The organism is Chitinophaga deserti, from assembly GCF_003149455.1.
In the GTDB taxonomy this organism is placed as follows: Bacteria; Bacteroidota; Bacteroidia; order Chitinophagales; family Chitinophagaceae; genus Chitinophaga; species Chitinophaga deserti.
Map to the genome: position 1 here is coordinate 412,032 of NZ_QFFK01000003.1, position 25,968 is coordinate 437,999.

Below are 25,968 nucleotides of genomic sequence, written 5' to 3' on the forward strand. Positions count from 1 at the left end.
AAGGAAAGTCTCTTGCCCACAATACTTCACAAAAAAAGCCGGCGGCCCATACGGACCGCCGGCTTCTGCTGTATACTTCAATCTGGTTATTTGTATTCGAAAGTACCGTACTCGCTCTTCACGGTTACTTTTTTCTCCGGGCTTTCCTCTACCCTTCCTACAATCTTCGCTTCGATGTTGTAGGTCTGGCTGATGCGGATAATGTCTTCCGCAATTTCGCCGGGTACATACAGTTCCATACGGTGCCCCATGTTGAACACCTGGTACATTTCTCTCCATTCGGTGCCAGACTGCTCACGGATGAGCTGGAACAGCGGAGGAACAGGGAACAGGTTATCCTTCACTACATGCAGGTTGTTGATGAAGTGCAGCACTTTGGTTTGCGCACCACCACTGCAATGCACCATACCATGTATCTGCGGGCGGAACTGTTCGAGGATGTGGCGGATCACAGGTGCATAGGTACGTGTGGGAGACAGTACCAGTTTACCGGCGGTGATTTGTCCCACACCCGGAATATCTACCATATCCGTCAATGCCTTTTTACCGGAAAACACCAGTTCCTGCGGAATGGCGGGGTCAAAGGATTCAGGGTATTTGGATGCTACGGTTTTATTGAAAACATCGTGACGCGCAGAAGTGAGGCCGTTGGAACCCATACCGCCGTTGTACTCGCGTTCGTAGGAAGCCTGACCCGAAGAGGCGAGCCCCACTATTACATCGCCGGCCTGAATGCGGTCGTTAGAGATCACATCAGCGCGTTTCATGCGTGCGGTAACGGTAGAATCTACGATGATGGTGCGCACCAGATCGCCCACGTCAGCAGTTTCGCCGCCGGTGCTGTAGATACCCATGCCATAAGAGCGGAGCTCTTCGAGGATTTCTTCCGTACCGTTGATTACAGCAGCGATTACTTCGCCGGGGATGAGGTTTTTATTGCGGCCGATGGTGGACGACAGTAGGATATTGTCTGTAGCGCCCACGCAGAGGAGATCATCCGTATTCATGATAATCGCGTCCTGCGCAATGCCGCGCCAAACGCTGAGGTCGCCCGTTTCTTTCCAGTAAGCGTATGCGAGGGAGGATTTGGTGCCCGCCCCGTCTGCATGCATGATATTGCACCACTCAGGGTCTCCCCCCAGCAGGTCGGGGATGATTTTGCAGAAGGCCTGGGGGAATAATCCCTTGTCGATATTGCGGATGGCGTTGTGCACATCCTCCTTGCCGGCGGAAACGCCTCTTTTGGCGTAAAGGTTCTGGTCCACGGTAGTGCTTTGTTTGCGATTAAGATGCAAAAGTATTGTAATCCCGTCAAAACATTTAGATTTGCACGGCGTTTTTGCAAATATGATCGTTTAACCATGCAGGTCCACAGCCAATTAAATAATTTACCCGCATTCCGGAACGCCGTCATCACGATCGGTACTTTCGACGGGGTCCATACCGGCCACCAGCACATTCTGCAGCAATTGCAGGAGGCAGCGGCTGCCTGCAACGGAGAAACGGTTATTATTACTTTCGATCCCCATCCGCGAGAAGTGCTGGCGGGCGACAAATCCGTAAGGCTGCTCACAACGCTCGAAGAAAAGATCTCCCTCCTTGCCCATTGGGGCATCCATCACCTGGTGGTGGTACCTTTTACGCGGGAGTTCTCAGAAATGTCAGCCACGGCTTACCTCGAAGATTTCCTGATCAGCACCTTCCGTCCGCATACCATCATTATCGGGTACGATCACCGTTTCGGTCATAACCGCGAAGGCGGGCTGGAGCTTTTGGAAGCAGAGCAGGAGAAATATGGGTTCCAGCTGCTTGAGATCCCCCAACAGGTGATCCACCATGCCGCTGTTAGCTCTACCCGTATCCGTAAAAGCCTGCAGGAAGGCGATGTGGCGCTGGCCAGTGAGCTGCTCGGCTATCCCTACTTCCTGAACGGCGTTGTGGTACATGGCGATAAAATGGGCCGCCAGCTGGGCTTCCCTACCGCTAACATACAACTGAACGATTACCGTAAGCTGATACCCGCACAGGGTGTATATGCCGTTACCGTGGATACGGGAGACGGGCACCTGCATAAAGGCGCGCTCAACATCGGCACCCGCCCTACCTTCAATGGTACGGAGCTCCGCATAGAAGTATTTATCCTCGATTTTGACAGGGAAATATATGGATCGCCCATCCGGGTCGATTTTCTGGCTTTCATCCGGTCAGACCGGAAGTTCGACAATGTGGAAGCGCTCATCGCTCAGATGAAAAACGACGTGGAGCAGGCCCGGGCCATTGCCTCAAGGCCTTAATATCCTGTATACCAGCTCCTTCATCAATTCACCGTCTTCATTACCGCTGTCCCCGATACCGATGCTGCGCAGGTTATATTGCGCCAGCAGGAGTATGGCACGCTCAGTTCCATCCGGACCGAATTTGCGGGCTGCGGCAGTATAATCTTTCAGGAAAAAGGGGTGCACACCCAGTGCTGCGGCCATTTCCTTTTCCCCGCCTTTGGCACCAAACAGGAGATTGATCTTGGAGAAGTAACCGTATAAAGAAGGGATGACAACCTGGATAGGCGCTGCTTTGGGATTGGCGGCAAAATAGTGGATAATGCGCATGGCTTTGGCCATATCCTGCTGGCCAACGGCGTTCTGCAGTTCAAATACGTTGTATTCCTTGCTGATGCCTACATACTTTTCGATATCGGCTTCATCGATCTTTTTGCCTTCGGGGAGGTTCACCATGAGCTTTTCGATCTCGTTGGCGATGCGGCTGAGATCGTTCCCGATATGATCTGCCAGCATAATGCAGGCTTTTTCTGATATGGCGAGGCCCTGGGAGCGGACGTAGGCTTCCGCCCACTGGGGTATCTGGTTATCGTAGAGTTTTTTGGTGGAGAGCATTACCCCGCGCTCTTTAACGAGCTTGGCCATTTTGGAGCGGCCGTCGAGCTTGCCCTGTTTGTGTGCCACCACGAATATGGTGGATTCGAGGGGTTTATCGATATAGGGTTCTAACTTCAGGAGGTCGCGCATGGCCTGGGCTTCTTTGAGGATCACCACCTGGCGGTCTGCGAACATGGGATAGCGGCGGCAGGCATTAACGATGGTAGCCCAATCGGTATCTTTCCCATAGAGAACGGTGAGGTTGAAGCCTTTATCCGCTTCGGAAAGCAGGTTATGCTCCGCGTAATTCACCACCTGGTCTATGAAGAAATCCTCTTCCCCTTCGAGCCAGTACAATGGCTTGAATTTATTGCTTTTCCAATCTTTAATAATGTCCTGATAATCCATAACCCTTTCTTTTCAATTCAGTTAAGCAACTACTTCCACGCCTTCTTTATCCATAAGGGGGAGGCCCTTAAAGCGGAGGAGGAGCTGGCCCACGGTGAGTACATCTTTCTGACAATATTCCACGATGCGGCGGAGGTCCTTTTCTTCCCAGTACACTTTCCCTACCTGGCTGCCGTCTATATCATCTTTAGGAGTGGGTATGCCCAGTACGGCGGCGAGCAGTTTAAGGGAGGTGTAGTTCCGGAAATCCCCGAACCGCCATAACTGGAGGGTATCCAGGAGGGGCTGTTCCCAGGGTTTATACTGGTGCAGCTGGAGGGGAGCCGGAAGCATGAGGCCATTAATCATTGCGCGGCGGCAAATATAGGGAATATCAAACTCGCGGATGTTATGACCGGCGAACTGAAAACGTTGGATTTTTTGGTGAAATCTGGCAACAGTGTCGAGGAAGCCGGCGAGCAGCTCCTTTTCATCGTCTCCATAAAATGATTTTATACGTAATTGATACTGACCGTTTTCCGTAAAAAAGAAGCCGGCAGAAATGCAGACAATCTTCCCGAACTCTGCGGTGAGCCCGGCTTTTTCGAAGTAGTCAGCAGCAGGATCTTCAGAATCTGGCAAAGTTTTTGCATTCTTTTCCAGCCAGAGCGCTTTCAATTCGGCGGAAAGCTGATCCAACGAAGGTGTTAGCGGAGTGGTTTCAATATCCAGGAGTAATAACTGGTCGAGCGCAACGGTATATAACAAAGCCTGTAATTTTAAAGCGTGTAATTTAGTTAAATTTTAACGTTTCAATTTCGAGGGAAAAATTTTACCCATATAACAACAATCAACTTAACAAAACATCAATCATTATGGCGGAAAACACCTTTAACGCTGGTACGCCCAATCCCGGGCCTGAAAAACCGAAAAGCAGTAAGAACGGCCTGATATATGGCATCCTCATCGCAGCCCTCGTGGGTACCTGGGGTTACATGTATTATGACAAGAGCCAAACCAGCCGGGAGATAGCCACTAAAGAAAATCAACTTGATACGCTGACAGAATCCCGGAATCAGATTCAATCCGAATATGAAGCTGCATCCGCCCGCCTGGACGATCTGATCTCTCAGAACAGCCGGATGGACAGCCTGGTGAAAAGCAAGGATAAAGAAATTGCGGATATGAAAGGCCGTATTACCAGCATCCTCAGCAACAAGAACGCTACTTCAGCCCAGCTGGCAGAAGCCCGCAGGCTTATTGAAGAGCTGAAATCCAAAACCGAAGGTTATGTGCAAACGATCGAGCGCCTTGAAGGTGAGAAGATCGTACTGGCAGGTGAACGTGATTACGCCCGCAAAGAGCGCGACTCTGTAACCACTGTGAAAGACAGCCTCGGCAAACGTGTAGATCTCGGATCTGTACTGCATGCTTCCAATATCAAACTGTCGCCCATAAACCTGCGTAAGAATGGTAAGGAAGAAGTAACCACCAAAGCCAAACGTGCTGATATGATGCGTGTATCCTTCGACCTGGATAACCGTATCGCTACCACCGGCGACAAAGAGATCTACGTGGCTATTACAGCGCCCGATGGTTCTCCCCTCGCAGTAGAAGCCCTCGGCAGCGGCCGCTTCACACTGGAAGACGGTACCGAGAAGCTCTACACCGTTAAGAAAACCGTTTCTTACCAGTCTGGCGGCATCACTCCCGTGAGCATGGACTGGAAACAGAATTCTGACTTCAAACCAGGCGATTACAGCGTGGAAATTTACCAGGACGGCTTCCGTATCGGTAATGGCAAAGTAAGCCTGAAAAAAGGCGGCCTGTTCAATTAATCAGGATATACAATCCAACATTCATAGTAAAAGGGTATGGCTCCGGTCATACCCTTTCTTTTTTCCATCCCTTTGTTAAAGATTGGTTATTGAAGGTTAAAAAATATTAATATTAAAAATAAATTAACTTTCTTTGCGGTGAAATTACGAAACGGCTTTTGATGAAAACCCGGCTTGTGTGGCCCAATACGGTAAATACCTATGCTAACGGAAATGGGAATTGCAGATAGTAAACGAAATTATATGAAGCAATTCGATAATATTATTGACATGGCACAGAATAAAGTAGTTTATGTAATCGACGATGATGAGATTTTCCACTTTATTGTGAAGAAGATGTTTGGTTTACAGGGATGGGATGTTAGGGTGAATTCCTTTCTTTCAGCGGAAGACGCCATTGAGGATCTGAACGATTTTGCCGCCCGCCACCTCCCCTGCCTGATCATTCTCGATATGAATATGCAGCGGATGAACGGGTGGGATTTCATAGAGGCCTTCCGGAAGCTGAAAAGCAAGCTTACGCAGGATGTGCCCATTATAATGTGTTCCTCCTCCATGAACATCCAGGATATGGAAAAAGTGGAGAGAACACCGGAGCTGATGGCTTATATCACAAAGCCGCTCGACAAACACAAAATGAAAGTAATCGAAGAATATCTCTGAGTAGCAGAGAGCTAATACCCAAAAAAGTAACCCATAAAAAAGAGCGGATAATATCCGCTCTTTTTATTTTCAGTAGTTGTAAGTCTTGTTTCGGTTATGCGCTTACCGCCTCACCGTACATTTCGGCACGGAGGTTTCTCACACGCTCATCTGCCAGGTATTCATCGAAGGTGCTGAGACGGTCGATAATGCCTGCGGGCGTGATTTCGATGATACGGGTAGCCACGGATTGCATGAACGTATGGTCATGCGTGGTAAACAGTACAATACCCTTGAAATCCTTCATGCTTTCGTTGAAAGACTGGATGGATTCGAGGTCGAGGTGGTTGGTAGGTTCATCGAGGATCACCACGTTAGGATCCTGGAGCATCATACGGCTCACCATGCAACGTACTTTTTCACCACCGGAGAGTACTGTGGTTTTCTTCATAATCTCATCACCGGAGAAGAGCATTCTGCCGAGGAAACCACGGAGGAAAGGCTCATCCACATCGGTTACGTGCGCAGGCACATACTGGCGGAGCCAGTCGAGCAGGTTATAGTCGCTTTTGAAGAAAGCGGCGTTATCGTCGGGCAGATAAGCTTTGGTAACGGTGGTACCCCATTCGAGCTTTCCGCTGTCGGCCTGCTGGTCGCCGTTGATGATATCGAAGAAAGTGCTGAGTGCCAGGTGGTCTTTGGAAAGGAAAGCGATTTTATCGCCTTTATTCACAGAGAAGGTTACATCGCTGAAAATCTTACGGCCATCCACTGTTTTCTCCAGTTTCTCCACGTTCAGGATCTGGTTACCAACTTCGCGCAGTTGTTTGAAGATGATACCAGGGTATTTACGGCTGGAAGGCTCGATGTCTTCGATCACCAGTTTATCGAGGGCTTTCTTACGGGAAGTAGCCTGTTTGGATTTGGAGGCGTTGGCGGAGAAGCGGGCGATAAAGTCCAGGAGGTCTTTACGCTTATCTTCCATTTTCTTGTTCTTATCGGAGATCTGGCGGGCGATCAGCTGGCTGGATTCGTACCAGAAAGAGTAGTTACCGGTGAAGATCTTGATCTTGGCGCGGTCTACGTCGGCCACGTGTGTACAAACGGCGTCGAGGAAGTGACGGTCGTGGCTCACAACGATCACGATGTTTTCATAATCGGCCAGGAAGTTCTCGAGCCACCCGATGGTTTCAACGTCAAGGTGGTTCGTAGGTTCGTCAAGCAGCAGGATGTCGGGGTTACCGAAGATGGCCTGTGCAAGCAGTACGCGTACTTTGAGGGAACCGCTCAGGTCTTTCATCAGGGTTTGATGCAGTTCTTCTTTCACGCCCAGGTCGCCCAGGAGCACACCGGCATCGCTTTCGGCGGTATATCCACCCATCTCACCGTATTCTGCTTCCAGCTCACCTGCACGCATACCGTCTTCTTCGGTGAAATCTTCCTTAGCGTAGATCGTGTCGCGCTCATGCGCAATGTCCCAGAGCTTTTTGTTGCCCATGAGCACAGCGTTCAGTACCGTAACCTCATCGAACTCGTAGTGGTTCTGTTTGAGGACGGACATGCGTTCGCCCGGGGTAATTTCCACAGAACCCTTGTTCGGCTCAATTTCACCGGACAGGATTTTAAGGAAAGTGGATTTACCGGCCCCGTTGGCGCCGATCACTCCATAGCAATTGCCCTTCGTAAAGTTGATATTCACTTCATCGAACAAAACCCTTTTGCCGAAAGAAAGCGTGACATTTTTAACACTGATCATACCTGGCTGAATAATTTGAAGCCGCAAAGATACGAAATCCCGGGCATATGTCCATGCCCGCAACATCCTTTCCAACATGCGGTTATTGAACATTTTAGGGATATGTATTGTTATCAATAACAATCAAATTTTATTACCATGATCCATGAACTGTCCAAATACTGGGGCCTTGTGGTTTTCCGGGGTGTGATGGCCATAGTTTTTGCCATCCTTGCTTTCCTCTGGCCCGCCCTCACCCTCTCTGTACTTGTTATCTTCCTGGGAGCCTATTTCCTTGTAGATGGCATATTTTCCATTATTCATGGTTTCCAGATCATGAAAAAGGATGAAAGCTGGTGGACGTTCCTGCTGATAGGCCTCATGGGTATCATTGCCGGGGGTATTATGCTGTTCATGCCCGGCGTAACAGCCGTATTCCTTGTAACGCTGGTGGCCATCTGGGCCGTTGTAACGGGGCTGCTGGAAATCATCGTAGCCATCCGCCTCCGGAAGGAAATCACCGGCGAATGGATGCTTATACTGGCAGGGATACTGTCTGTGGTATTCGGCATACTCATTTTCATGCAGCCGCTGGCCGGCGTGGTAGTACTCGCCTGGTATCTTGGTTTCTACGCTCTCTTACTGGGCATCTTCCTGCTTTCTGTAGGCTTCCGTCTCCGGAAAGTGCATAAAAGCTTTGAAGGTCATCATCAAAAACATGCCTGATGGCTGTATCCGATCTAATGTTTTGGTTAAATAAACAAGGGCCGCCCTTCCGGGTGGCCCTTCGTTATTAGTTTCCAGTTAGTTTTTACTTATCGATGCCCAGCAGGTAGAACATGAATGCGTATTGAAGCGCAACGTCCTTCAGTGCTTTAAACCTTCCGCTGGCTCCGCCATGACCTGCTTCCATATTGGTTTCCATCAGCAGGAGATTATCTCCCTTCTTCAGTTCCCGCAATTTAGCCACCCATTTGGCCGGTTCGAAATACTGTACCTGAGAATCGTGCAGGCCGGTAGTAACCAGCATATTGGGATATACTTTGGCCTCCACATTATCGTAGGGTGAATAGGATTTCATGTAATCGTAAGAATCCTTGTTCTTGGGATTACCCCATTCATCGAACTCACCGGTTGTCAGCGGAATGCTTTCATCCAGCATGGTAGTTACCACGTCCACAAAAGGCACTGCGGCAATCACGCCTTTCCAGAGCTCCGGACGCATGTTTACGACAGCGCCCATCAGGAGCCCGCCGGCAGAACCGCCCAGTGCAAAGAGGTGCGATGTATCTGTGAACTTGTTTTCAATGAGGAACTCCGCACAGTCGATGAAGTCGGTAAAAGTGTTCTTCTTCTTAAACATCTTTCCATCTTCATACCATTGCCGGCCCAGCTCCTGTCCGCCACGGATATGTGCGATGGCGTAGCAGAAACCACGGTCGAGCAGGCTGATGCGGTTAGAGCTGAAAGTGGGCTCCATGCTGGCGCCATACGAGCCGTAACCATACAGTAACAGCGGCTGCTTACCGTTCTTTTCGAAGCCTTTCTTATACACAAGGGAAATGGGTACGCGGGTACCATCGTCTGCCGTGGCAAACAATCTTTCCGTTACATATTCTTTGGGATCATATCCTCCGATCACCTCCTGCTGTTTGCGCAGGGTTTTCTCCTTGGTTTCCATGTTGTATTCGTACACGGAATTAGGCGTGGTGAGGGAGGTGTAGCTATAACGGACAATCTTGGTATCCAGCTCTGGGTTAGAGATCACGGAGGCAACATAGGCAGGTTCGCCAAAGTCGAGGTAATGCTCCTGTCCGCCTTCGGGCATGATGCGTAATTGCGACAGCCCGTTCTTTCTTTCGCTGAGAACGATGAAGTTATTGAACAGGGTAAAGCCCTGCAGCAAAACATCCGGACGGTGAGGGATTACTTCTTTCCAGTTATCCTTCGTGGTTTTACCGATGGGGGTTTCCATCAGCCGGAAGTTCTTCGCATCAAGGTTGGTACGCACATAAAACTTATCTCCACGGTGATCGATACTATACAGCAGATCCTTCTGGCGGGGCTGTATCACACGGAAAGCGCCATCGGGTTTAGCGGCTTCCAGTACCCGGTATTCCGAAGAGAGAGTGCTTTCGCTGCCGATATAAATAAAGTCGCGCGAGCGGGTGCGGCCCACCCAGGTGGAGTAGGTATCATCTTTCTCGTAAAAGATCTCCACGTCCTTCGCGGGGTCGGTCCCCAGCACATGCCTGAAAATCCTTTCCGTTCTGAGAGTGGTATCATTCTTTTTGCCGTAGAAGAAGGTTTTATTGTCTTTGGCCCAGGCTACTTCAGTGTCTGCATTGGTGATGGTTTCAGGGTAGAGTTCCCCGGTTTCCATGTTCTTGATACGGAGGTTGTAGAGGCGGCGGCTCACGGTATCCTGCGCGTAAACGAGCAGTTTGTTATCCGGACTAACGTCTGCACTACCCAACTGGAAATACTCATGCCCTGAAGCCAGGTCATTCACATTGAGATATACTTCTTCGGGAGCTGTTTCCGCTCCTTTCTTGCGGCATAGCAGCGGGTATTCCTTCCCTTCTTCGTAACGGATGTAATAGAGGTAACCGTTTTCAGTTACGGGAGCCGTTTCATCTTTTTCCTTGATGCGGCTCTTCATTTCGGTGAACAGCTTTTCGCGGAGGTCTTTCACCGGCGAGAGCATCGTGTCTGTGTATTTGTTTTCTGCTTCGAGATAAGCGATCACCTTCGGGTTCTCGCGTTCGTTAAGCCAGTAGTATTCATCGTTCCGGGTATCCCCGTGAATCGACATTTCATGTTTAATTTTCTCCGCAACAGGTGCAGGCACATTCACTTTTTCCATTTTTTTATCTTTTTGAGCGCAGGCCGACAGCATCACGGCAGCGCATACGGTTAGGGGCTGTAGTCGCATATGAGAGTTTTAGGATACCTGAATGTAAGGAAAAGCTGGAAATAAAACCGGGGCCACCTGGGCCCCGGCTATCGGAAATTATTTGATTTTCATTTTAATGGGATCCCACTCGATCAGTTTCTTTTTGAAGTAGCTTTCGTTAACCGCCAGGGCCGGGCCAGCAGCACGTAAGCCAAAAGCGGCATCTTCCACCACCGGTTTTCCGGTACGGATGGAGTCGAAGAAGTTCACGAAGTGGTCGTACCGGTCGTCGTACCCAGCCGGTGCGTGGTACTTGATTTCTTCTGCTTTGAGCTGTTTACGGTCGGCTTCACTGTACTTAGACATGTAATCCTTTACGAACGCTTCCTGCTCCGATTTGGTGAAAGTGTTATAAGTGTCCCATCCGCCATAACCGGGTGCTTTGGGCAGTTTGTGCTGCTTGATGGTGAAATCGTTCCAGCCCATTTCCATAACGCCTTCTGTGCCAATGAGGCGGGTGTATTCCCCTCCCCCGCCGCCGTCTGCGAAATTCACGCGCAGCTGCATCTGGAAGGCCGGGTGTTCGGGCGTTTCGGGATATTCGAAGATGGCTACCATCAGATCAGGCACATCGCGCCCGTCCTGCCACTGAACAAGGTTACCACTGGCAAAGATCCTGTTAGGGCCTTTGGAGCCGGTAATGAAGTGGAGACCGGTAATGAGGTGTACGAAGAGATCACCGGGAACGCCGGTGCCGAAAGCCTGGTAGTTTCTCCAGCGGAAGAAGCGTACCGGGTCGAAGGGCATCTTGGGCGTGTCTTTCAGGAAGGTATCCCAATCGATCGTTTTAGGAGATGCATCGGTGGGTATGGAATACTGCCAGGCACCGAGTGCGCTGTGGCGGTCTATCTTCGCTTCTACGAGGTTGAGCCTGCCAATATCGCCCGCCTGGTAGCGGCGCTTTGCTTCGGCCATGGCTACGCTGCTCACACGCTGGCTGCCTACCTGCAGGATGCCTTTGGTGCGCTCTACGGCAGCAATCACTTTATGTCCTTCCTCTATCTGCTGCGTCATGGGCTTTTCGCAATACACGGCTTTACCTTTCTGCAGTGCTGCAATGGCCTGGGTATCGTGCCAGTGGTCTGGAGTGGCAATTATTACGGCATCCACATCTTTACGTTCCAGTATCTCGCGGTAGTCGCGGGTGGTCTGGATATGTTTGCCGTAAGTGGATTTGGCTTTTTCGAGGTGGCCGTCGTAGAGGTCTGCCACGGCTACCAGTTCCACACCCGGAACCTTGAGTGCGCAGGACACGTCACCGAAGCCCATGATGCCCATACCGATACCGGCGATACGGATTTTATCGTTGGCGCTCACGCGCTTTTCGGGATTGAGGAGAACCCTTTTTCCGGGTTCTGCTGCTAAACCGGCCAGGGGAGCGGCTCCCAGTAATGCGGCAGTGCTGCCCAGCTGCCTGATGAATTTTCTACGGGAATTGTTTGACATAAAGGCAAGATAACGAAGCAAGGCAGAAAATGCAAGCCGGATGCTGCGAAGAGGCGCCACTACACTGCATCCGGCTGTATAAAATGATCAATGGTCAATCCGTTTGGTGAACGGGGCTGTGCAGCAGGCCGCTGCAATCCTGAAGCAGGGAATCGGGAAATGAAAAGCATAAGGCCGGCCGGGGTTATGATACCCCAGGCCGGCCTTAGCAATTGCCTTATAGTCAGTATGATACGATCTTACTTGGTGAACCCTGCGGAGAAGAGTTCACGGTTCATACGGGCGATGTTGCTGATGGAGATACCTTTGGGGCATTCCGCTTCGCAGGCGCCGGTATTGGTGCAGGAACCGAATCCTTCCTTATCCATCTGCATCACCATATCCGCAGCACGGGTGGCGCGCTCGGGGTGGCCCTGAGGCAGCAATGCCAGCTGGGAAACCTTAGCGGAAGTGAAGAGCATGGCAGAAGAGTTTTTGCAGGCAGCTACGCAGGCACCGCAACCAATACAGGCTGCAGCGGCAAACGCGAGGTCTGCATCATGCTTCTCGATGGGGATGGCATTCGCGTCTACCGCATTACCGGTATTCACGGAGATGTAACCACCGGCCTGGATGATACGGTCGAACGCATTACGGTCTACCGTCAGATCCTTGATCACCGGGAAAGCGGAAGCACGCCATGGTTCTACCACGATGGTGTCGCCATCATTGTAAGCGCGCATGTGCAGCTGGCAGGTAGTGGTTTGATCCCACGGGCCATGTGCACGGCCGTTAATATACATGGAGCACATGCCACAGATGCCTTCGCGGCAATCGTGGTCGAATGCGATCGGTTCTTTTCCTTCGTTTATCAAACGCTCATTCAGGACGTCGAACATTTCCAGGAAAGACATGTCTTTCGAAACATCCGAAACCTGGTAGGTCTCGAACTGGCCTTTATCCTGTTTATTTTTCTGACGCCAAACTTTTAATGTGAGCTTCATAATATGCAGTTTTATATCCCTTATCAAACTTATTTATAGCTACGCTGAGTCGGTTTAACGATCTCGAAGTTCAGCGGCTCTTTATGCAGTTCGTAATTGCTTTGACCTTTGTATTCCCAAGCTGCTACGAAAGCATAGTTTTCGTCGTCGCGTTTTGCTTCGCCTTCAGCATCCTGGTATTCTTCACGGAAGTGACCACCGCAGGATTCATTGCGTTGCAGTGCATCGCGGCACATGAGTTCTCCCAGTTCGAGGAAGTCGGCCACGCGGCCTGCTTTCTCCAGTTCGGGGTTCATTTCATCCTGGCTTCCGGGGATGCGCACATCCTTCCAGAATTCTTCGCGGAGTGCCTGAATTTCCTTAATCGCTTCTTCGAGGCCTTTTGCGTTACGCGCCATGCCGCATTTGTCCCACATGATTTTTCCGAGGGCTTTGTGGAAATGGTCCACAGAGTGTTTGCCCTGGATGCTCATGAGTTTGTTCAGCGTTTCCTTCACTTTATTCTCCGCTTCTACGAAGGCGGGGTGGTCGGTGGGGATAGGTTTGGTATGGATCTCTTTCGCGAGGTAGTTACCGATGGTGTAAGGGATCACGAAGTAGCCGTCTGCCAGCCCCTGCATAAGCGCGGAGGCACCGAGGCGGTTAGCACCGTGGTCGGAGAAGTTAGCTTCACCGAGGGCGTAGAGGCCTTCTACGGTGGTCATCAGCTCATAATCCACCCACAGGCCGCCCATTGTATAGTGTACGGCGGGGTAAATGCGCATAGGCATTTCATAAGGATTCTCGCCGGTGATCTTGGCGTACATATCGAACAGGTTACCGTATTTTTCTGCTACTACGGCTTTACCCATTTTAATGATCTCTTCTTCTCCTACGTTTTCTTCACCGCGTTTACCTGCTTCGATTTTGCCATAGCGTTTGATCGCGTCGGCATAGTCGAGATAAACGGCCATTTTGGAAGTGCCTACGCCATATCCGGCATCACATCTTTCCTTGGCGGCGCGGGAGGCCACGTCACGGGGAACGAGGTTACCGAATGCGGGGTAGCGGCGCTCCAGGTAGTAGTCGCGCTCGTCTTCAGGAATATCAACGGCTTTACGTTCGTCGTTTTTCTTTTTGGGAACCCAGATGCGGCCGTCGTTACGGAGGGATTCAGACATAAGGGTGAGCTTAGACTGGTGATCGCCGGAAACGGGGATACAGGTGGGGTGGATCTGCGTGAAGCAGGGGTTACCGAAGAAAGCGCCTGCTTTGTGGGCTTTCCATGCTGCAGTAACGTTGGAGCCCATGGCGTTGGTGCTCAGGAAGAACACGTTGCCATAACCGCCGGAGCAGATGAGGACAGCGTGGCCGAAGTGGCGCTCGATCTTACCGGAAACGAGGTTACGGGCAATGATGCCCTGCGCCTTCCCGTCGATCTTCACTACATCCAGCATTTCGTGGCGGGTGTATTGTTTCACGTTGCCGAGGGCTACCTGGCGCTCCAGTGCGGAGTAGGCGCCGAGGAGGAGCTGCTGGCCGGTTTGGCCTGCAGCGTAGAAGGTACGCTGAACCTGGGTACCACCGAAAGAGCGGTTGCTGAGCAGGCCGCCATATTCGCGGGCGAAGGGAACACCCTGTGCCACGCACTGATCGATGATACTGCCGCTTACTTCAGACAGGCGGTAAACGTTGCCTTCACGGGCACGGTAGTCGCCACCTTTTACGGTATCGTAGAAAAGACGGTAAACGGAGTCACCATCGTTCTGGTAGTTTTTAGCTGCGTTGATGCCACCTTGTGCGGCAATAGAGTGCGCACGGCGGGCACTGTCCTGGAAGCAGAACACTTTCACTTTGTACCCGAGCTCACCGAGAGATGCGGCTGCAGAGGCACCGGCCAAACCGGTTCCTACCACAATGATCTCGAGTTTGCGCTTATTGGCCGGGTTTACCAGCTGCACAGTGCTTTTATACTTGCTCCACTTGGTTTCCAGCGGCCCTGCAGGAATTTTTGCGTTCAACATATATCCTTGCTTTATGCGATTTGTTTATAGTAAATGTACACGGGGATCACGGCGAAGAGTACGGGGATGATGATGCCGAAAAGCCAAAGACCAACGAAATTGATCATGCCGTTGTACTTCGGATGGTTAAAGCCGAAAGTCTGCATCGCGCTTTTGAAGCCGTGAATCAGGTGGAAAGACAGTGCGATCATACCTGCGATGTAAAGCACCACAAGCCCGATGTTCTCAAATGCAGTCCATACCACCGTGTAAAGATCTCCTACTTCCTTACCGTCGTAAGTGCTGGAAGGAATGTCTCCATAGTGCATAGCCCACCAGAAATTGGCGAGGTGGATCACGAGGAAAATGAAGAGGATGCTGCCCATAACCGCCATTTGACGGCTGTACCAGGAGGAGGTGGAATTGCCGGGCTTAACGGCATATTTAACCGGCCGGGCGGCCTGGTTACGGATGGTAAGCTGAATAGCCAGGAAAGCGTGGATGAGTATCACTACCTTCAGGCCCCAGGCCAATGTCTGGATCAGAGGGTTGTGCCCCATGAAATCCGCATACAGATTAAAGGCCTGTCCCCCGTCGTCTTTCATCAGCGACAGGTTACCGGCCAGGTGCACGATCAAAAATGTGCACAGGAAAAAGCCAGTTGCACCCACCAGCAGTTTTTTACCAATGGAGGTTGAAAAGAATTGCGACCATTTCATAAGATACGTTCTAAGCTTCCTTTAGTATGAATAAATAAGTGAAATGTCGGGCAAATTTATAACATGAAAAATTAAAACCAAATGATAAATGTCACGAAAAATGCTTATTCGAGACGGCGCATCATCCAGTTATCCACGAGATTAAACAAGTGTTGCGGCAGAAAAGTTCGCCATTTGGGTTCATCCAGCAAATGCACGTAATTGTCCAGGCGCGCACTTTCGAACTCCTCCCGCGTTTGTGGGGGCAGGTTCAGGAGAACAATCCACCCCCCTTCGTCCCGGATATCCTCCCACCATTCTTCATAGTAGCAGTCGTCAGACGAATAGAAGTTAAGTACGTTCTCACCAATAAGTATGAATTTGTAAATGCCCTCGCGGGTAAGTATATCTATGATATCCCGCTTGAGTGTCATGATGTTGTTCTCCACCGCATCGTTCCACTCCCCTATCAGTTCTATGATGGCGAAATTGAACTGGTAATCGGCGAACAGTATCTTCATGTAAAGGTTGGGCGCGCCAAAATCATCCCACTGTGGATGAATGTAGTAGTTGTAAACCGTGTTGGTAAATTCGAACTCACTATACTCTCGTCCATAGAACGGGGACTGTTCATCTTCTTCCGCAGCATACAGGTGCCGCCAGTTATAAAATGGTTCTATCTCATGCATGCCGGCAATTTATAGAATTTTTTTATTTCCGGCTTTCAACTGCACGCTTGACGCTGCCATGCTCCAGCAGAAGGCCTTTGGCCACTTCATAATCAGTGAGCTGCAGCTGCTCCATCACCATTTTCACACCACGGTCTACCAGCTTCTCATTACTGAGCTGCATATTAACCATCCTGTTATCTTCCACCCTGCCCAGCTGTATCATGACGGTAGTGGAGATCATATTGAGCACCAGCTTCTGCGCCGTGCCTGATTTCATACGGGTGGATCCGGTCACGAATTCGGGACCTACGACTACTTCCACGGGGAAGTCGGCATGTTCCGATACGGGAGAACCGGGGTTGCAGGAAATAGAGCCTGTAATAATGCCGTTTTCCCGGCAGGCTTTGAGGGCGCCTATTACATATGGAGTGGTACCGCTGGCAGCGATGCCCACCACAACATCTTTATCAGAGATGTTTAACTGCTGAAGGTCCTTCCAGCCCTGCTCCCTGTCGTCTTCCGCATTCTCAACCGCACGGCGGATGGCGGAGTCGCCTCCGGCAATGAGCCCTACCACCAGCCCCTGGGGCACACCATAAGTAGGCGGGCATTCTGAGGCGTCGAGGATACCGAGGCGGCCGCTGGTGCCTGCACCCATGTAAAAGAGCCGTCCGCCGGCCAGCATCTTATCAGTGATGGCGGAGGTTAGCTTCGAAATCTGGGGGATGGCCTTTTCTACAGCCAGGGGAACGGTTTTGTCTTCGTTATTGATATTCGTCAGCACTTCCTGAATGGTCATGGTTTCCAGGTGACGGTAACTGCTCGGTTGTTCTGTGACTTTGGTAAATGCCATAAGGTTAATCTTGTTCTTCGTGATATAATGCCAATCCATCCATGGGATTGCGGAGCACCCTGCCCAGCTGGAGCTCATACAGGCTGCAGAGGGCTTCGAGCACATCGCGGAAGTGGAAGGCTACGCTGCCGGTAAAGTGCAGGGGCACGGTCCAGCTTTCGCGGTATTTATAGATGTGATTGAAAAAAAACTCGTTTAGCCCGTCTTCCAGTATGTTCTCGATCATAAAATGACCGCGGTTCTCAGCCAGGAAGGGGGTGAAAGATGCGAGGAAACGGTTGGGGAGCGGCTTCCGGTATACGTTTTCGAGGATATCTTCCTTATTAACGCCAAATTTCTGGTCAAAGCGGTATCGCAGTTCCCCGTCGAAGGTTTCGTACAGGTAATATTGGAGTACCTTTTTGCCAAGGTAGGCGCCGGAACCCTCGTCGCCCAGTACATATCCCAGGCCCGGGTTGTTCTTTTCGATCTCTTTGCCGTTATAATAGCAGGAATTGGAGCCGGTACCCAGGATGCTGGCGATGCCCGGTTCATGGCCACACAGGGCGCGGGCAGCCCCCATCAGGTCGTGGGTAACTTCAATTTTAGCATGGGGCCATACGGCATGGAGGGCCTTGTGCATGAGTTTCACGTTCTTTTCGGCCAGGCATCCGGTTCCGTAAAAGGCAACCTGGTCAGGCACCACATCCCCCATCTGCGGCAGCAGTTCCGCACGGATCAGCTCTTCTATCTGGATACTGGTCAGGAAATAAGGGCTCAGGCCCTGCGTCAGCCAATGCTGCCGCTGCTTACCGTCCGTCAGGCACCATTCCGTTTTAGTGGACCCACTATCCGCCACCAGCTTTACTTTCGAAGGCATATCCGTTCGTTTATGAAATTAAGATTGAGATGTAGATGTTTTGCTTGTGAATATGTTATTTTTGTCACAAGTTAAACAAAAGGGAGGATTCCCTTCAACGTTTTAAATAATCATATGTCGGACAACAGAAGACTAAAAGTTTGGCTGCCCCTGATGTTTGCCTTCGCACTTGCGCTGGGCATGTATCTCGGGCACAAGATGCCAGCGGCCCGGAATAGCGATTCCGCCAGTTTTTTCCTCAACAGAAGGAGCAGCCTCCAGGAAGTGCTCGACCTCCTGAAATATAATTACGTAGATACGCTGGATGTGGCCTCCATCCAGGAAGAGGCTATAGAAGGCCTCCTCTCTCACCTCGATCCCCACTCTGTATACATCCCTCCGGCCGACGTGCAGGAGGTAAATGAAGACCTCGACGGTAACTTCGAGGGTATCGGGGTGGAGTTCAACATCATCCGCGACACGGTTAACATCCTCAGCGTAATAGCCGGCGGCCCTTCTGACGCCGCGGGCGTTCTGACAGGTGATAAGATCCTGAAAGTAGACGACTCCGTGAACGTTGCCGGTAAGAATATTACTGCTGAAGACATCCGGAAGCTTCTCCGCGGCCCCCGCAACTCTACGGTGAAAACCAAAATGCTGCGCGGTTCCAAACAGGTGGATATCACCATCAAACGCGGCTTGATCCCCCTGAACAGTGTGGATGCCGCTTATATGACCGCTCCCGGGGTTGGCTATATCAAAATCAGCAAATTCGCTGCCACCACCTACACCGAATTCCTCGAAGCTTCCCGTAAACTGGAAAAGCTGGGTATGCAAAAGCTGGTGATAGACCTCCGGCAGAACGGCGGCGGCCTCCTCGATGCAGCCACCCGCCTGGCCGATGAAGTTCTGGAAGGCAGTAAACTGATCGTATATACGCAGGGTAAAAACTCCCCGCGGCAGGATTACAAAACCACCCGCCCCGGCGTGTTTGAGAAAGGCAGTCTGGCTATCCTCATCGACGAAGGTTCTGCCTCCGCCAGTGAAGTACTGGCCGGTGCCGTGCAGGATTGGGACCGTGGTATCATCGTAGGACGCCGCTCCTTCGGTAAAGGCCTTGTACAGGAACCTTTCGAGCTGGATAACGGCGCTACCCTCCGCCTTACCATCGCCCGTTATTATCTGCCTTCGGGCCGCTCCATCCAGAAGAGCTATGAAAACGGCCGCGAGGCTTATGAAGAAGATATTGCCAACCGCTACAGCCATGGCGAGTTCCTGAACCGCGACAGCATCCGCCCCGTGGATTCCAGCCTGCAGTTCAAAACGCCCGGTGGTAAAGTAGTATATGGCGGCGGCGGTATTATGCCAGATGTGTTCATTCCTTTTGATACCACCCGGTATTCGGATGTACTCACGGAGCTGTACAACCGCAACGTATTCGGTGATTATGTTTACCAATATTACACTGCCAACGCATCAGAATTCAGCGGATACAAAGATGCATCTGCGTTTAACCGCGAGTTCCAGGTAAGTGATAAAATGCTGGCCGGCTTCCGTACGCTGGCTGCAGAAGAAGGGGTGAATATGGCGCGTGCCACTGCGAAAGACAATGAGGAGATCCGCACACGCATTAAAGCACTGCTGGCCCGCCAGCGCTGGCGCAGTGAGGGCTTCTATGAAGTGTCCAACGCCGGCGACCCTGTGATAGAACGTGCAGTGAAAGAGCTGCAGGAAATGAAATAACGAATAAACAAACTGCCAGTGCGATCATTGCACTGGCAGTTTTTCTTTTAACCTATACCCTACCCCTCCCATGAAAATTGCATCGTTCATCCTTTCCATGCTTACCGGCACCATCGGCATCCTCTTTAAAATACAACACTGGCCATATGGACCCCCGGATAATGCGGCTCGCACCGGCAATCAGCCGGCCTTTACCGGGAAGCATCCTGTTTATTAGTTTGCATTCCAAACCATCTGCAAAGCAGGCGTAACCTTTTTTGAAATAAATTAATAAGCCGGGCAGGATGTATCCTGTCCGGCTTTTTTATAATTTCAATGCATGATTTACTATATCCTCAGAGTAGTGGTTGCTATTCTGGTTATATACATCCTATTACCTGATAAGAAGAAACACAATTCCAAAAAAGAGTAACGCAGCAGCTAGTAACGCATATAGCGGATACAAAACATCGTAGTTATGAGATAAACTCCAATCAGCCGCAGATAAAATGTGGCATCGGCCATTACATCGGAACGAAGTATGGCCCAAAGCAGCAGAAAATTGAGGACCAGCACAATGGCAGCGCTTCGCATGCAATACTGTTTCCATCTACCTTCTTCCCCACCGGTATCGGATTTCCTGTAAACCAGCCAGCCAAAAGCAAATAAGGAAGGAAGTCCGAATAGCATGGATACGGCCAATAGCAGCACCATGAGCAGGAAATTGAGCGGCAGGCTTCCGGGCATGCGGTCAAAGATGGTAATAATAAAAATAAGCGGGGAAATGGCCACACTGGCCAGCCATATGCGCAGGGCATACCTGAAGGGTGCGGGTTTCATAGGCGTACGGTTCGGTTATAAGGATATCAGTCCCAAAAATAAGGTATCCCTGTTATCGGCCGTATGACATGAAAGGGGGAATCAGCGATGGCGCAGGCGGGCCCGTTCTTCCTCATAATCTCTCCGGAGGTCGCGCAACTCCTGCTCCAGCTGGCGTTTAGCCATTTTCTGCTCCCTGTCGCTGGGGTAAGACCGGTTCCCGAACTCCCTGGTACGGCGGGCACGATCTGCCTCATATGAATCCTTTAATTCCCGGAGTGCATCTTCTTCAATAATATCTTCCTGTACTTCATCCATTTTCTGCTGGAGCACAGCCATTTTACGATCCATATCCGAAGCGGTGGAAGGGTCGCGGATAACGGTGCGTACGGTTTCCATCATATCCACCAACACAGCACGCAGTGCGGCACCATGCTTAGGAGAAGCCTGGCTGAAATCGAGCGTGGCAGGATCGAAGCGGGAAAAAGCGGTTAGGATACTGTCGCGCGTTGCAGGAGGTAATTGCGCCAGGCCTTTGAGATCGGTACCGGGGAAGCGGAATACATAATTCCCGGGATCATATTGGGCGGCGGCGAAGATGTACAGGCTGCAAAGCAGCAGGGCGGTAAACAGGCTCTTTTTCATTTGCTCGGGTCCGTTAGTGAAGTATCCGCACCTAAACAATTGCTGTGCCAAATAAAAGATCCTTCCGGCCAGTGGCGGGAAGGATCAAATGCATTCTCTGACACGATTAGTGTTTATGCGCAGCACTGTCTGCCGGGGCTACCGGAGCAGCGTTAGGATCGGCGTTCAGGGTAGTAGAATCCGCGAGCTGCGTAGAATCAGGCAGTGGAGCGGTTTCTTCTACAACAGGAGCGTCGGTAGAAACGTTGGTAGAATCAGTAGTGTCTGTAGCGTTGTTGTTGCAGGCCGCGAACAATCCGGCGGCAAATGCAAGCAGAAATAATTTTTTCATCTGAGATATGGTTTTTTTATATGGTTTAATACGCCCATTTGCGCAATGACTGTGCCAAACAAAAAAAAATCCTTCCGGTTTGCACCGGAAGGACCATATACTTTCATCAAACGCTGATTAGTGTTTGTGAGTGCTATCTGCTTTAGTGGAGTCACCAGCAACGATTGCGGAAGAATCACCAGCAACGATTGCGTTAGTGTCAGCTGCAGGAACTACAACCGGAGAATCGGTAGGAACAACGGTAGAATCGTTAGAAGTAGTAGTAGCGTTGTTGCAAGCTACGAACATGCCGGTAGCGATAGCGAGTACGAATAATTTTTTCATATTAATGTTTGTTTTAAAACGCCGCAAAGGTATTCAAAATTCCGTTACTACAAAATATATTTTTATGTAATACGGGTAAATTATTTCTTCCTGAAGAAGATTCTGATCGGAACTCCCTGGAAATTAAAGTTTTCCCTGATCTTGTTTTCCAGGTAATTTTTATACGGCGTTTTGATATCATCCGGCAAATTGGCGAAAAACGCGAAAGAAGGCGTATGCATCGGCAACTGCGTAACGTACTTGATTTTGATGGCTGTACCACGAACCACGGGAGGACGGTGGGCTTCGATCGCCTTCTGCATGACCTCGTTCAGCACGGAAGTCTGCACCTTGCGCTGACGGTTATCATAAACCTCCAGGGCGGTCTCTACCGTCTTAAAAATGCGCTGTTTCTCGATTACCGAGCCGAAGATGATAGGCACGTCAGTAAACGGCGCTATACGGTTCCTGAGCTCTTTTTCGTAATCACGGGCGGTATTGGTTTCTTTATCCACCAGGTCCCACTTATTCACGAAAATCACCAGGCCTTTCCCTTTACGGGCAGCCAGGCTGAAAATGCTCAGATCCTGCCCTGCGATACCTTTTTCGGCATCCAGGATAAGGAGGCACACATCGGCTTCATCGAGGGCTTTAATGGCGCGGATCACGGAGTAAAATTCCAGATCCTCGTGTACTTTGGCCTTCCGGCGGATACCGGCCGTATCGATCAGCACGAAATCTTTCTGAAACAGGCGGTAGCGGGTATGGATGGTATCGCGGGTGGTGCCGGCGATATCGGATACGATGTTGCGCTCTTCACCAACAAGGGCGTTGAGCAGCGACGATTTACCCACGTTAGGCTGACCGATGATGGCGATTTTAGGAATCCCGTCGTCTTCATTGCCCGCCTGATCTTCGTCGGGAATGAGGGCGGCTATTTCATCGAGCAGTTCACCAGTGCCGCTGCCTGTCATGGAAGACAGGAAGTGGATGTTATCGAAGCCCATGGAATAGAATTCGGCAGCTTCGAGCTGGCGCTCGTGGTTATCCACTTTATTGACAGTCAGGAAAACCGGTTTGGAAGAGCGGCGGAGCAGGTCAGCCACATCAGCATCCAGATCGGTGATACCGGTGGTTACATCGCACATAAAAATGAGGACGTTAGCCTCTTCCATGGCGATTTTCACCTGTTTGCGGATTTCGCGTTCAAAAACATCTTCCGAGCGGGAAACGAACCCGCCGGTATCTATGACGTTGAATGTTTTACCGTTCCAGTCGGCGATGCCGTATTGCCGGTCGCGGGTAACGCCGCTCACGTCGTCGACAATGGCTTTGCGTTGTTCGAGCAGGCGGTTGAAGAGGGTTGATTTCCCTACGTTCGGGCGTCCTACGATGGCTACTGTGAACCCAGGCATATTATTCTGATTTTAAAATTCTTTGATTAAAGCAATCCGTATTCACGGAGATAATTATCGTTGTCCCGCCATTTGTCGCGCACCTTTACATGCAGTTCCAGGAACACTTTACGGTCGAGGAACTTTTCTATTTCCTGGCGGGCACGCGATCCGATTTCCCGGATGGAGCGGCCTCTTTCACCGAGAATGATGCCTTTCTGTGTTTCGCGGGTAACGACGATATCTGCGGAAATCTTCGTCAATGTTGTTTTTTCCTCGAAAAGGGTTACCACTACGGCAGTATGGTAGGGTATCTCGTCTTCGAAGAGGTGGAAGATCTGCTCACGGACCATTTCTGCCACAAAGAATCGGGTGGAACGGTCGGTGAGTGTATCATCCGGATAATATGGTTCGCCTTCGGGGAGAAGCTGAACGATTTCCTTTTTGAGGAGGTCGATATTCTTCTTCTGAATGGCGGAGATAAAGAGGACGGATTTGGCTTTGCCCCATGCGAGGCACTTTTCCCTCATGGCTTCGATGGCGGGGGCTTCCAGGTTATCCATTTTGTTGATAACGAGGATGGAAGTGCCTTTAAGCCTGAGGGAGCCGAAGAGTTCGAGGCATTCTTCGAGGTTATCGCGGGCATCCATGAGGAGGATGGCCACGTCGGAGTCTTCCAGTGCAGATTTAACTGCAGACATCATTTTCTCGTGCATTTTGTACTTCGGGTCAATAATGCCCGGGGTATCGGAGAAAACGATCTGGTAACCCGGCTCGGTGAGTACGCCGGTAATGCGGTGGCGGGTGGTTTGTACTTTCGGGGAAACAATAGCGAGCTTTTCGCCGAGGAGGGCGTTCAGGAGGGTAGATTTCCCTGCGTTCGGTTTCCCGAAAATATTGACAAAACCTGCGCGATGCATTATGTTGTTTTTTGATACGGTGAACGTAAGCGGGGATGCCGTCCCCGGACGCCCGGGTGCAAAGGTAGTACAAATAAAAAAAGCCGAATGTGGTTCGGCATGATTCAATGGAAGGTACCTTTTCCGGTAATCCGTATGCGTATGTCCGTTGGTGATAAAAAAGCAAATCCCGCTCCGGGAGCGGGATTCTGACTTTCTTTTGTAGCGAGGAGAGGATTCGAACCCCTGACCTTCGGGTTATGAGCCCGACGAGCTACCTCTGCTCTACCTCGCAATGTGGATGCAAAGGTAAGCTAATATTTCTCCCGGCCAAATATTTTTTAACAAAAAGGTCATAAAACCATGACAATTATCCCCTTAAACCTCCTCCTGTCATGACTTACAGGTGCACGAAAATATTTACAAGTTGTACAAATTTGTGTGCCGGCCAATATCTGCCGTTAGAATTTTACCCCATAAGCATGCTTTAATTGGAAAACTTCCTGTGATCCGCACTTCCGTAGCCCTGCCGGTTTGAGCACCCCCTCCCCCAATCCCTAACTTAATCCTGCAATTAAATGCCTTCATCCCAAAAGTCAGAATAATAATTCAAGTTAAAAAGTTGGGGGAAGAACTAAAAAACGCCATAAGTTACCCGTCATCCTGTTGCATGAATCTAAGCCGGAGAGCTTCGTACGTGCCATCTCAAAGCCCGAAGCCTGGGCATATTGCTTCTTTAAACCTTCTTTTGACATTGTGTTACCTGCCTCTAATATAAGTATTAGCGGGGGGAAGCTTTACCAATTTATGGGGAATACATAGGGATTAATCAGGGTATATATAGCCTATGTCTAGCCCCTTATACCCCTATACATAGGCTAAATATAGGCTAAGTATAGGCTATATATAGGCTAAATATATAAGGGTCTGGAAGGAAGTTACAGGCAGTTTACCCCGGGACTAGCCAAGGGTAAGCCTACGGTTGGATATGCGGAAAACAGTCACGCGCTAAACCGGCCACCATTTTTGTCTATGATGTAGTTTTTCCTTTCAACCGGAAATAGACAAATGGAAGAAAAGCTATGCCGGAAGCATTTCTTTGAGATGGCAGATGTGTGGGCTATAGGACAAATTTTGTGAGGGGGGAGTTCCAGGATTAATGACCCGTGTTTGGGCAGGTGGTTGGGGGAAATTGTATGCCTGAGTTCCCAATCCCCGAGGTATTTGATTTGATCCGGAATTTGACCTGATCTACTTTTCCTTTCTGCAAATTACATCATGAACTAACTGAAAAGAAAAGGGCCGCTCTTTGCAGAACGGCCCTTTTGTATTTTAGGAGATCTTCCTATTCGTAGCGAGGAGGGGATTCGAACCTCTGACCTTCGGGTTATGAGCCCGACGAGCTACCTCTGCTCTACCTCGCAATGTGGGTGCAAATGTAATGGAATATTTCGCCTTGCCTAATTTTTATTTTCACAAGCAATCCAGGTGCTTCTGACTATTGCGAAAGTTGCTTTTAAAAAAAACTTAGCTGTTTCTAAAAACCGGGCTGTTACAGGATTTCAGTGATACTGAACCGGGCCTGATCAGAGATGTTTGCAGTGGGGATTTTATATAAAAAAAACGGTTTCCAGATAATCTGAAAACCGTTTCCTGTTGTAGCGAGAAGAGGATTCGAACCTCTGACCTTCGGGTTATGAGCCCGACGAGCTACCTCTGCTCTATCTCGCAATGTGGGTGCAAATGTAAGAGAATTATTCGCCCTGCCTAATTTTATTTTACATTCTTTCGCAAAACAACATTTACCATTCTCACCAAACCTTCTACCAACAAGGGTTGCAATGGAACAAAAATATTTCCCCCAACAATTCAATCACGCATCTGCAAACGTAAAATAGCTACATAGCGCACAAAATAAATTACGCGGACTCGCTAAATATCACCTTCAAAAAC

The 25,968-nt window shown here is 50.2% G+C and carries 24 protein-coding genes and 3 tRNA genes; 6 read left to right on the forward strand and 21 right to left on the reverse strand.

Annotated features, from left to right (window positions below):
• Positions 1–86 precede the first annotated feature (86 nt).
• Positions 87–1,265 carry an AIR synthase related protein gene (locus tag DEV76_RS08895; RefSeq protein WP_109697311.1) on the reverse strand — a complete coding sequence of 393 codons (1,179 nt, stop codon included), beginning with the start codon at positions 1,263–1,265 and terminating at the stop codon, positions 87–89.
• 96 nt (positions 1,266–1,361) lie between these two features.
• Between DEV76_RS08895 and DEV76_RS08900 the strand changes: the two genes are divergently transcribed.
• Positions 1,362–2,294, forward strand: coding sequence for a bifunctional riboflavin kinase/FAD synthetase (locus tag DEV76_RS08900; RefSeq protein WP_109697313.1), 933 nt, complete (start codon positions 1,362–1,364; stop codon positions 2,292–2,294).
• Here the strand turns inward: DEV76_RS08900 and holA are convergent.
• Positions 2,283–3,281, reverse strand: coding sequence for a DNA polymerase III subunit delta (gene holA / locus DEV76_RS08905; protein ID WP_109697315.1), 999 nt, complete (start codon positions 3,279–3,281; stop codon positions 2,283–2,285). The genes DEV76_RS08900 and holA overlap by 12 nt on opposite strands.
• Positions 3,282–3,302: 21 nt before the next feature.
• Positions 3,303–4,028, reverse strand: coding sequence for a ribonuclease H-like domain-containing protein (locus tag DEV76_RS08910; RefSeq protein ID WP_109697317.1), 726 nt, complete (start codon positions 4,026–4,028; stop codon positions 3,303–3,305).
• Positions 4,029–4,135: 107 nt separating this feature from the next.
• Between DEV76_RS08910 and DEV76_RS08915 the strand changes: the two genes are divergently transcribed.
• Together DEV76_RS08915 and DEV76_RS08920 are read left to right on the forward strand one after the other, a co-directional pair.
• Positions 4,136–5,098 carry a hypothetical protein gene (locus DEV76_RS08915; RefSeq protein WP_109697320.1) on the forward strand — a complete coding sequence of 321 codons (963 nt, stop codon included), beginning with the start codon at positions 4,136–4,138 and terminating at the stop codon, positions 5,096–5,098.
• A gap of 243 nt (positions 5,099–5,341) precedes the next feature.
• A complete protein-coding gene (locus DEV76_RS08920) occupies positions 5,342–5,761 on the forward strand; it encodes a response regulator (RefSeq protein ID WP_157962792.1) in 420 nt (139 codons plus the stop codon).
• A 94-nt stretch (positions 5,762–5,855) separates the two neighbouring features.
• Here the strand turns inward: DEV76_RS08920 and DEV76_RS08925 are convergent, their stop codons facing one another.
• On the reverse strand, positions 5,856–7,496 hold the full coding sequence (locus DEV76_RS08925) for an ABC-F family ATP-binding cassette domain-containing protein (RefSeq protein ID WP_109697727.1): 1,641 nt from the start codon (positions 7,494–7,496) through the stop codon (positions 5,856–5,858).
• A 138-nt stretch (positions 7,497–7,634) separates the two neighbouring features.
• Between DEV76_RS08925 and DEV76_RS08930 the strand changes: the two genes are divergently transcribed.
• Positions 7,635–8,201, forward strand: coding sequence for an HdeD family acid-resistance protein (locus tag DEV76_RS08930; RefSeq protein ID WP_109697325.1), 567 nt, complete (start codon positions 7,635–7,637; stop codon positions 8,199–8,201).
• A gap of 85 nt (positions 8,202–8,286) precedes the next feature.
• Here the strand turns inward: DEV76_RS08930 and DEV76_RS08935 are convergent, their stop codons facing one another.
• From DEV76_RS08935 to DEV76_RS08970, 8 genes are all read right to left on the reverse strand, one after another.
• Complete coding sequence (locus DEV76_RS08935; RefSeq protein ID WP_109697327.1) at positions 8,287–10,410, reverse strand: S9 family peptidase; 2,124 nt, start codon at positions 10,408–10,410, stop codon at positions 8,287–8,289.
• A gap of 78 nt (positions 10,411–10,488) precedes the next feature.
• The gene (locus DEV76_RS08940; RefSeq protein WP_109697329.1) at positions 10,489–11,877 is read right to left on the reverse strand and encodes a Gfo/Idh/MocA family protein; all 1,389 of its coding nucleotides are present in this window, start codon (positions 11,875–11,877) and stop codon (positions 10,489–10,491) included.
• 239 nt (positions 11,878–12,116) lie between these two features.
• Positions 12,117–12,860 carry a succinate dehydrogenase/fumarate reductase iron-sulfur subunit gene (locus DEV76_RS08945; RefSeq protein ID WP_109697332.1) on the reverse strand — a complete coding sequence of 248 codons (744 nt, stop codon included), beginning with the start codon at positions 12,858–12,860 and terminating at the stop codon, positions 12,117–12,119.
• 29 nt (positions 12,861–12,889) lie between these two features.
• Positions 12,890–14,863, reverse strand: coding sequence for a fumarate reductase/succinate dehydrogenase flavoprotein subunit (locus tag DEV76_RS08950; RefSeq protein ID WP_109697334.1), 1,974 nt, complete (start codon positions 14,861–14,863; stop codon positions 12,890–12,892).
• 11 nt (positions 14,864–14,874) lie between these two features.
• On the reverse strand, positions 14,875–15,561 hold the full coding sequence (locus DEV76_RS08955) for a succinate dehydrogenase cytochrome b subunit (protein WP_109697532.1): 687 nt from the start codon (positions 15,559–15,561) through the stop codon (positions 14,875–14,877).
• A gap of 104 nt (positions 15,562–15,665) precedes the next feature.
• Complete coding sequence (locus DEV76_RS08960; RefSeq protein ID WP_109697534.1) at positions 15,666–16,229, reverse strand: hypothetical protein; 564 nt, start codon at positions 16,227–16,229, stop codon at positions 15,666–15,668.
• A gap of 22 nt (positions 16,230–16,251) precedes the next feature.
• Positions 16,252–17,064: an N-acetylmuramic acid 6-phosphate etherase gene (murQ, locus tag DEV76_RS08965; protein ID WP_109697536.1), complete on the reverse strand. Its 813-nt coding sequence runs from the start codon at positions 17,062–17,064 to the stop codon at positions 16,252–16,254.
• Positions 17,065–17,068: 4 nt separating this feature from the next.
• On the reverse strand, positions 17,069–17,923 hold the full coding sequence (locus DEV76_RS08970; RefSeq protein WP_109697538.1) for an N-acetylglucosamine kinase: 855 nt from the start codon (positions 17,921–17,923) through the stop codon (positions 17,069–17,071).
• 114 nt (positions 17,924–18,037) lie between these two features.
• Here DEV76_RS08970 and DEV76_RS08975 point away from each other — a divergent pair, with 114 nt between their 5' ends.
• Together DEV76_RS08975 and DEV76_RS25890 are read left to right on the forward strand one after the other, a co-directional pair.
• Positions 18,038–19,645, forward strand: a complete 1,608-nt coding sequence (locus tag DEV76_RS08975) for a S41 family peptidase (protein ID WP_109697540.1) — start codon at positions 18,038–18,040, stop codon at positions 19,643–19,645.
• A gap of 70 nt (positions 19,646–19,715) precedes the next feature.
• Complete coding sequence (locus DEV76_RS25890; protein ID WP_157962793.1) at positions 19,716–19,862, forward strand: hypothetical protein; 147 nt, start codon at positions 19,716–19,718, stop codon at positions 19,860–19,862.
• A 203-nt stretch (positions 19,863–20,065) separates the two neighbouring features.
• On the opposite strand, the gene DEV76_RS08980 is transcribed toward DEV76_RS25890, so the two are convergent.
• The 9 genes from DEV76_RS08980 to DEV76_RS09020 form a co-directional block, all read right to left on the reverse strand.
• Entirely contained in the window at positions 20,066–20,464 is a 399-nt protein-coding gene (locus tag DEV76_RS08980; RefSeq protein ID WP_109697542.1) for a hypothetical protein, read from the reverse strand.
• A gap of 81 nt (positions 20,465–20,545) precedes the next feature.
• Entirely contained in the window at positions 20,546–21,088 is a 543-nt protein-coding gene (locus tag DEV76_RS08985) for a hypothetical protein (RefSeq protein WP_109697544.1), read from the reverse strand.
• Positions 21,089–21,194: 106 nt separating this feature from the next.
• Complete coding sequence (locus DEV76_RS08990; protein WP_109697546.1) at positions 21,195–21,419, reverse strand: hypothetical protein; 225 nt, start codon at positions 21,417–21,419, stop codon at positions 21,195–21,197.
• Positions 21,420–21,536: 117 nt separating this feature from the next.
• The gene (locus DEV76_RS08995; protein ID WP_109697548.1) at positions 21,537–21,743 is read right to left on the reverse strand and encodes a hypothetical protein; all 207 of its coding nucleotides are present in this window, start codon (positions 21,741–21,743) and stop codon (positions 21,537–21,539) included.
• A gap of 80 nt (positions 21,744–21,823) precedes the next feature.
• Positions 21,824–23,137, reverse strand: coding sequence for a ribosome biogenesis GTPase Der (gene der, locus DEV76_RS09000; RefSeq protein ID WP_109697550.1), 1,314 nt, complete (start codon positions 23,135–23,137; stop codon positions 21,824–21,826).
• Between the two features lie 26 nt (positions 23,138–23,163).
• Positions 23,164–24,036 (reverse strand): GTPase Era, encoded by an 873-nt coding sequence (era, locus tag DEV76_RS09005; protein ID WP_109697728.1) that lies wholly within the window; start codon positions 24,034–24,036, stop codon positions 23,164–23,166.
• A gap of 202 nt (positions 24,037–24,238) precedes the next feature.
• A tRNA-Met gene (locus DEV76_RS09010) sits at positions 24,239–24,310 on the reverse strand.
• Between the two features lie 1,057 nt (positions 24,311–25,367).
• A tRNA-Met gene (locus tag DEV76_RS09015) sits at positions 25,368–25,439 on the reverse strand.
• Positions 25,440–25,674: 235 nt separating this feature from the next.
• A tRNA-Met gene (locus DEV76_RS09020) sits at positions 25,675–25,746 on the reverse strand.
• Positions 25,747–25,968 lie beyond the last annotated feature (222 nt).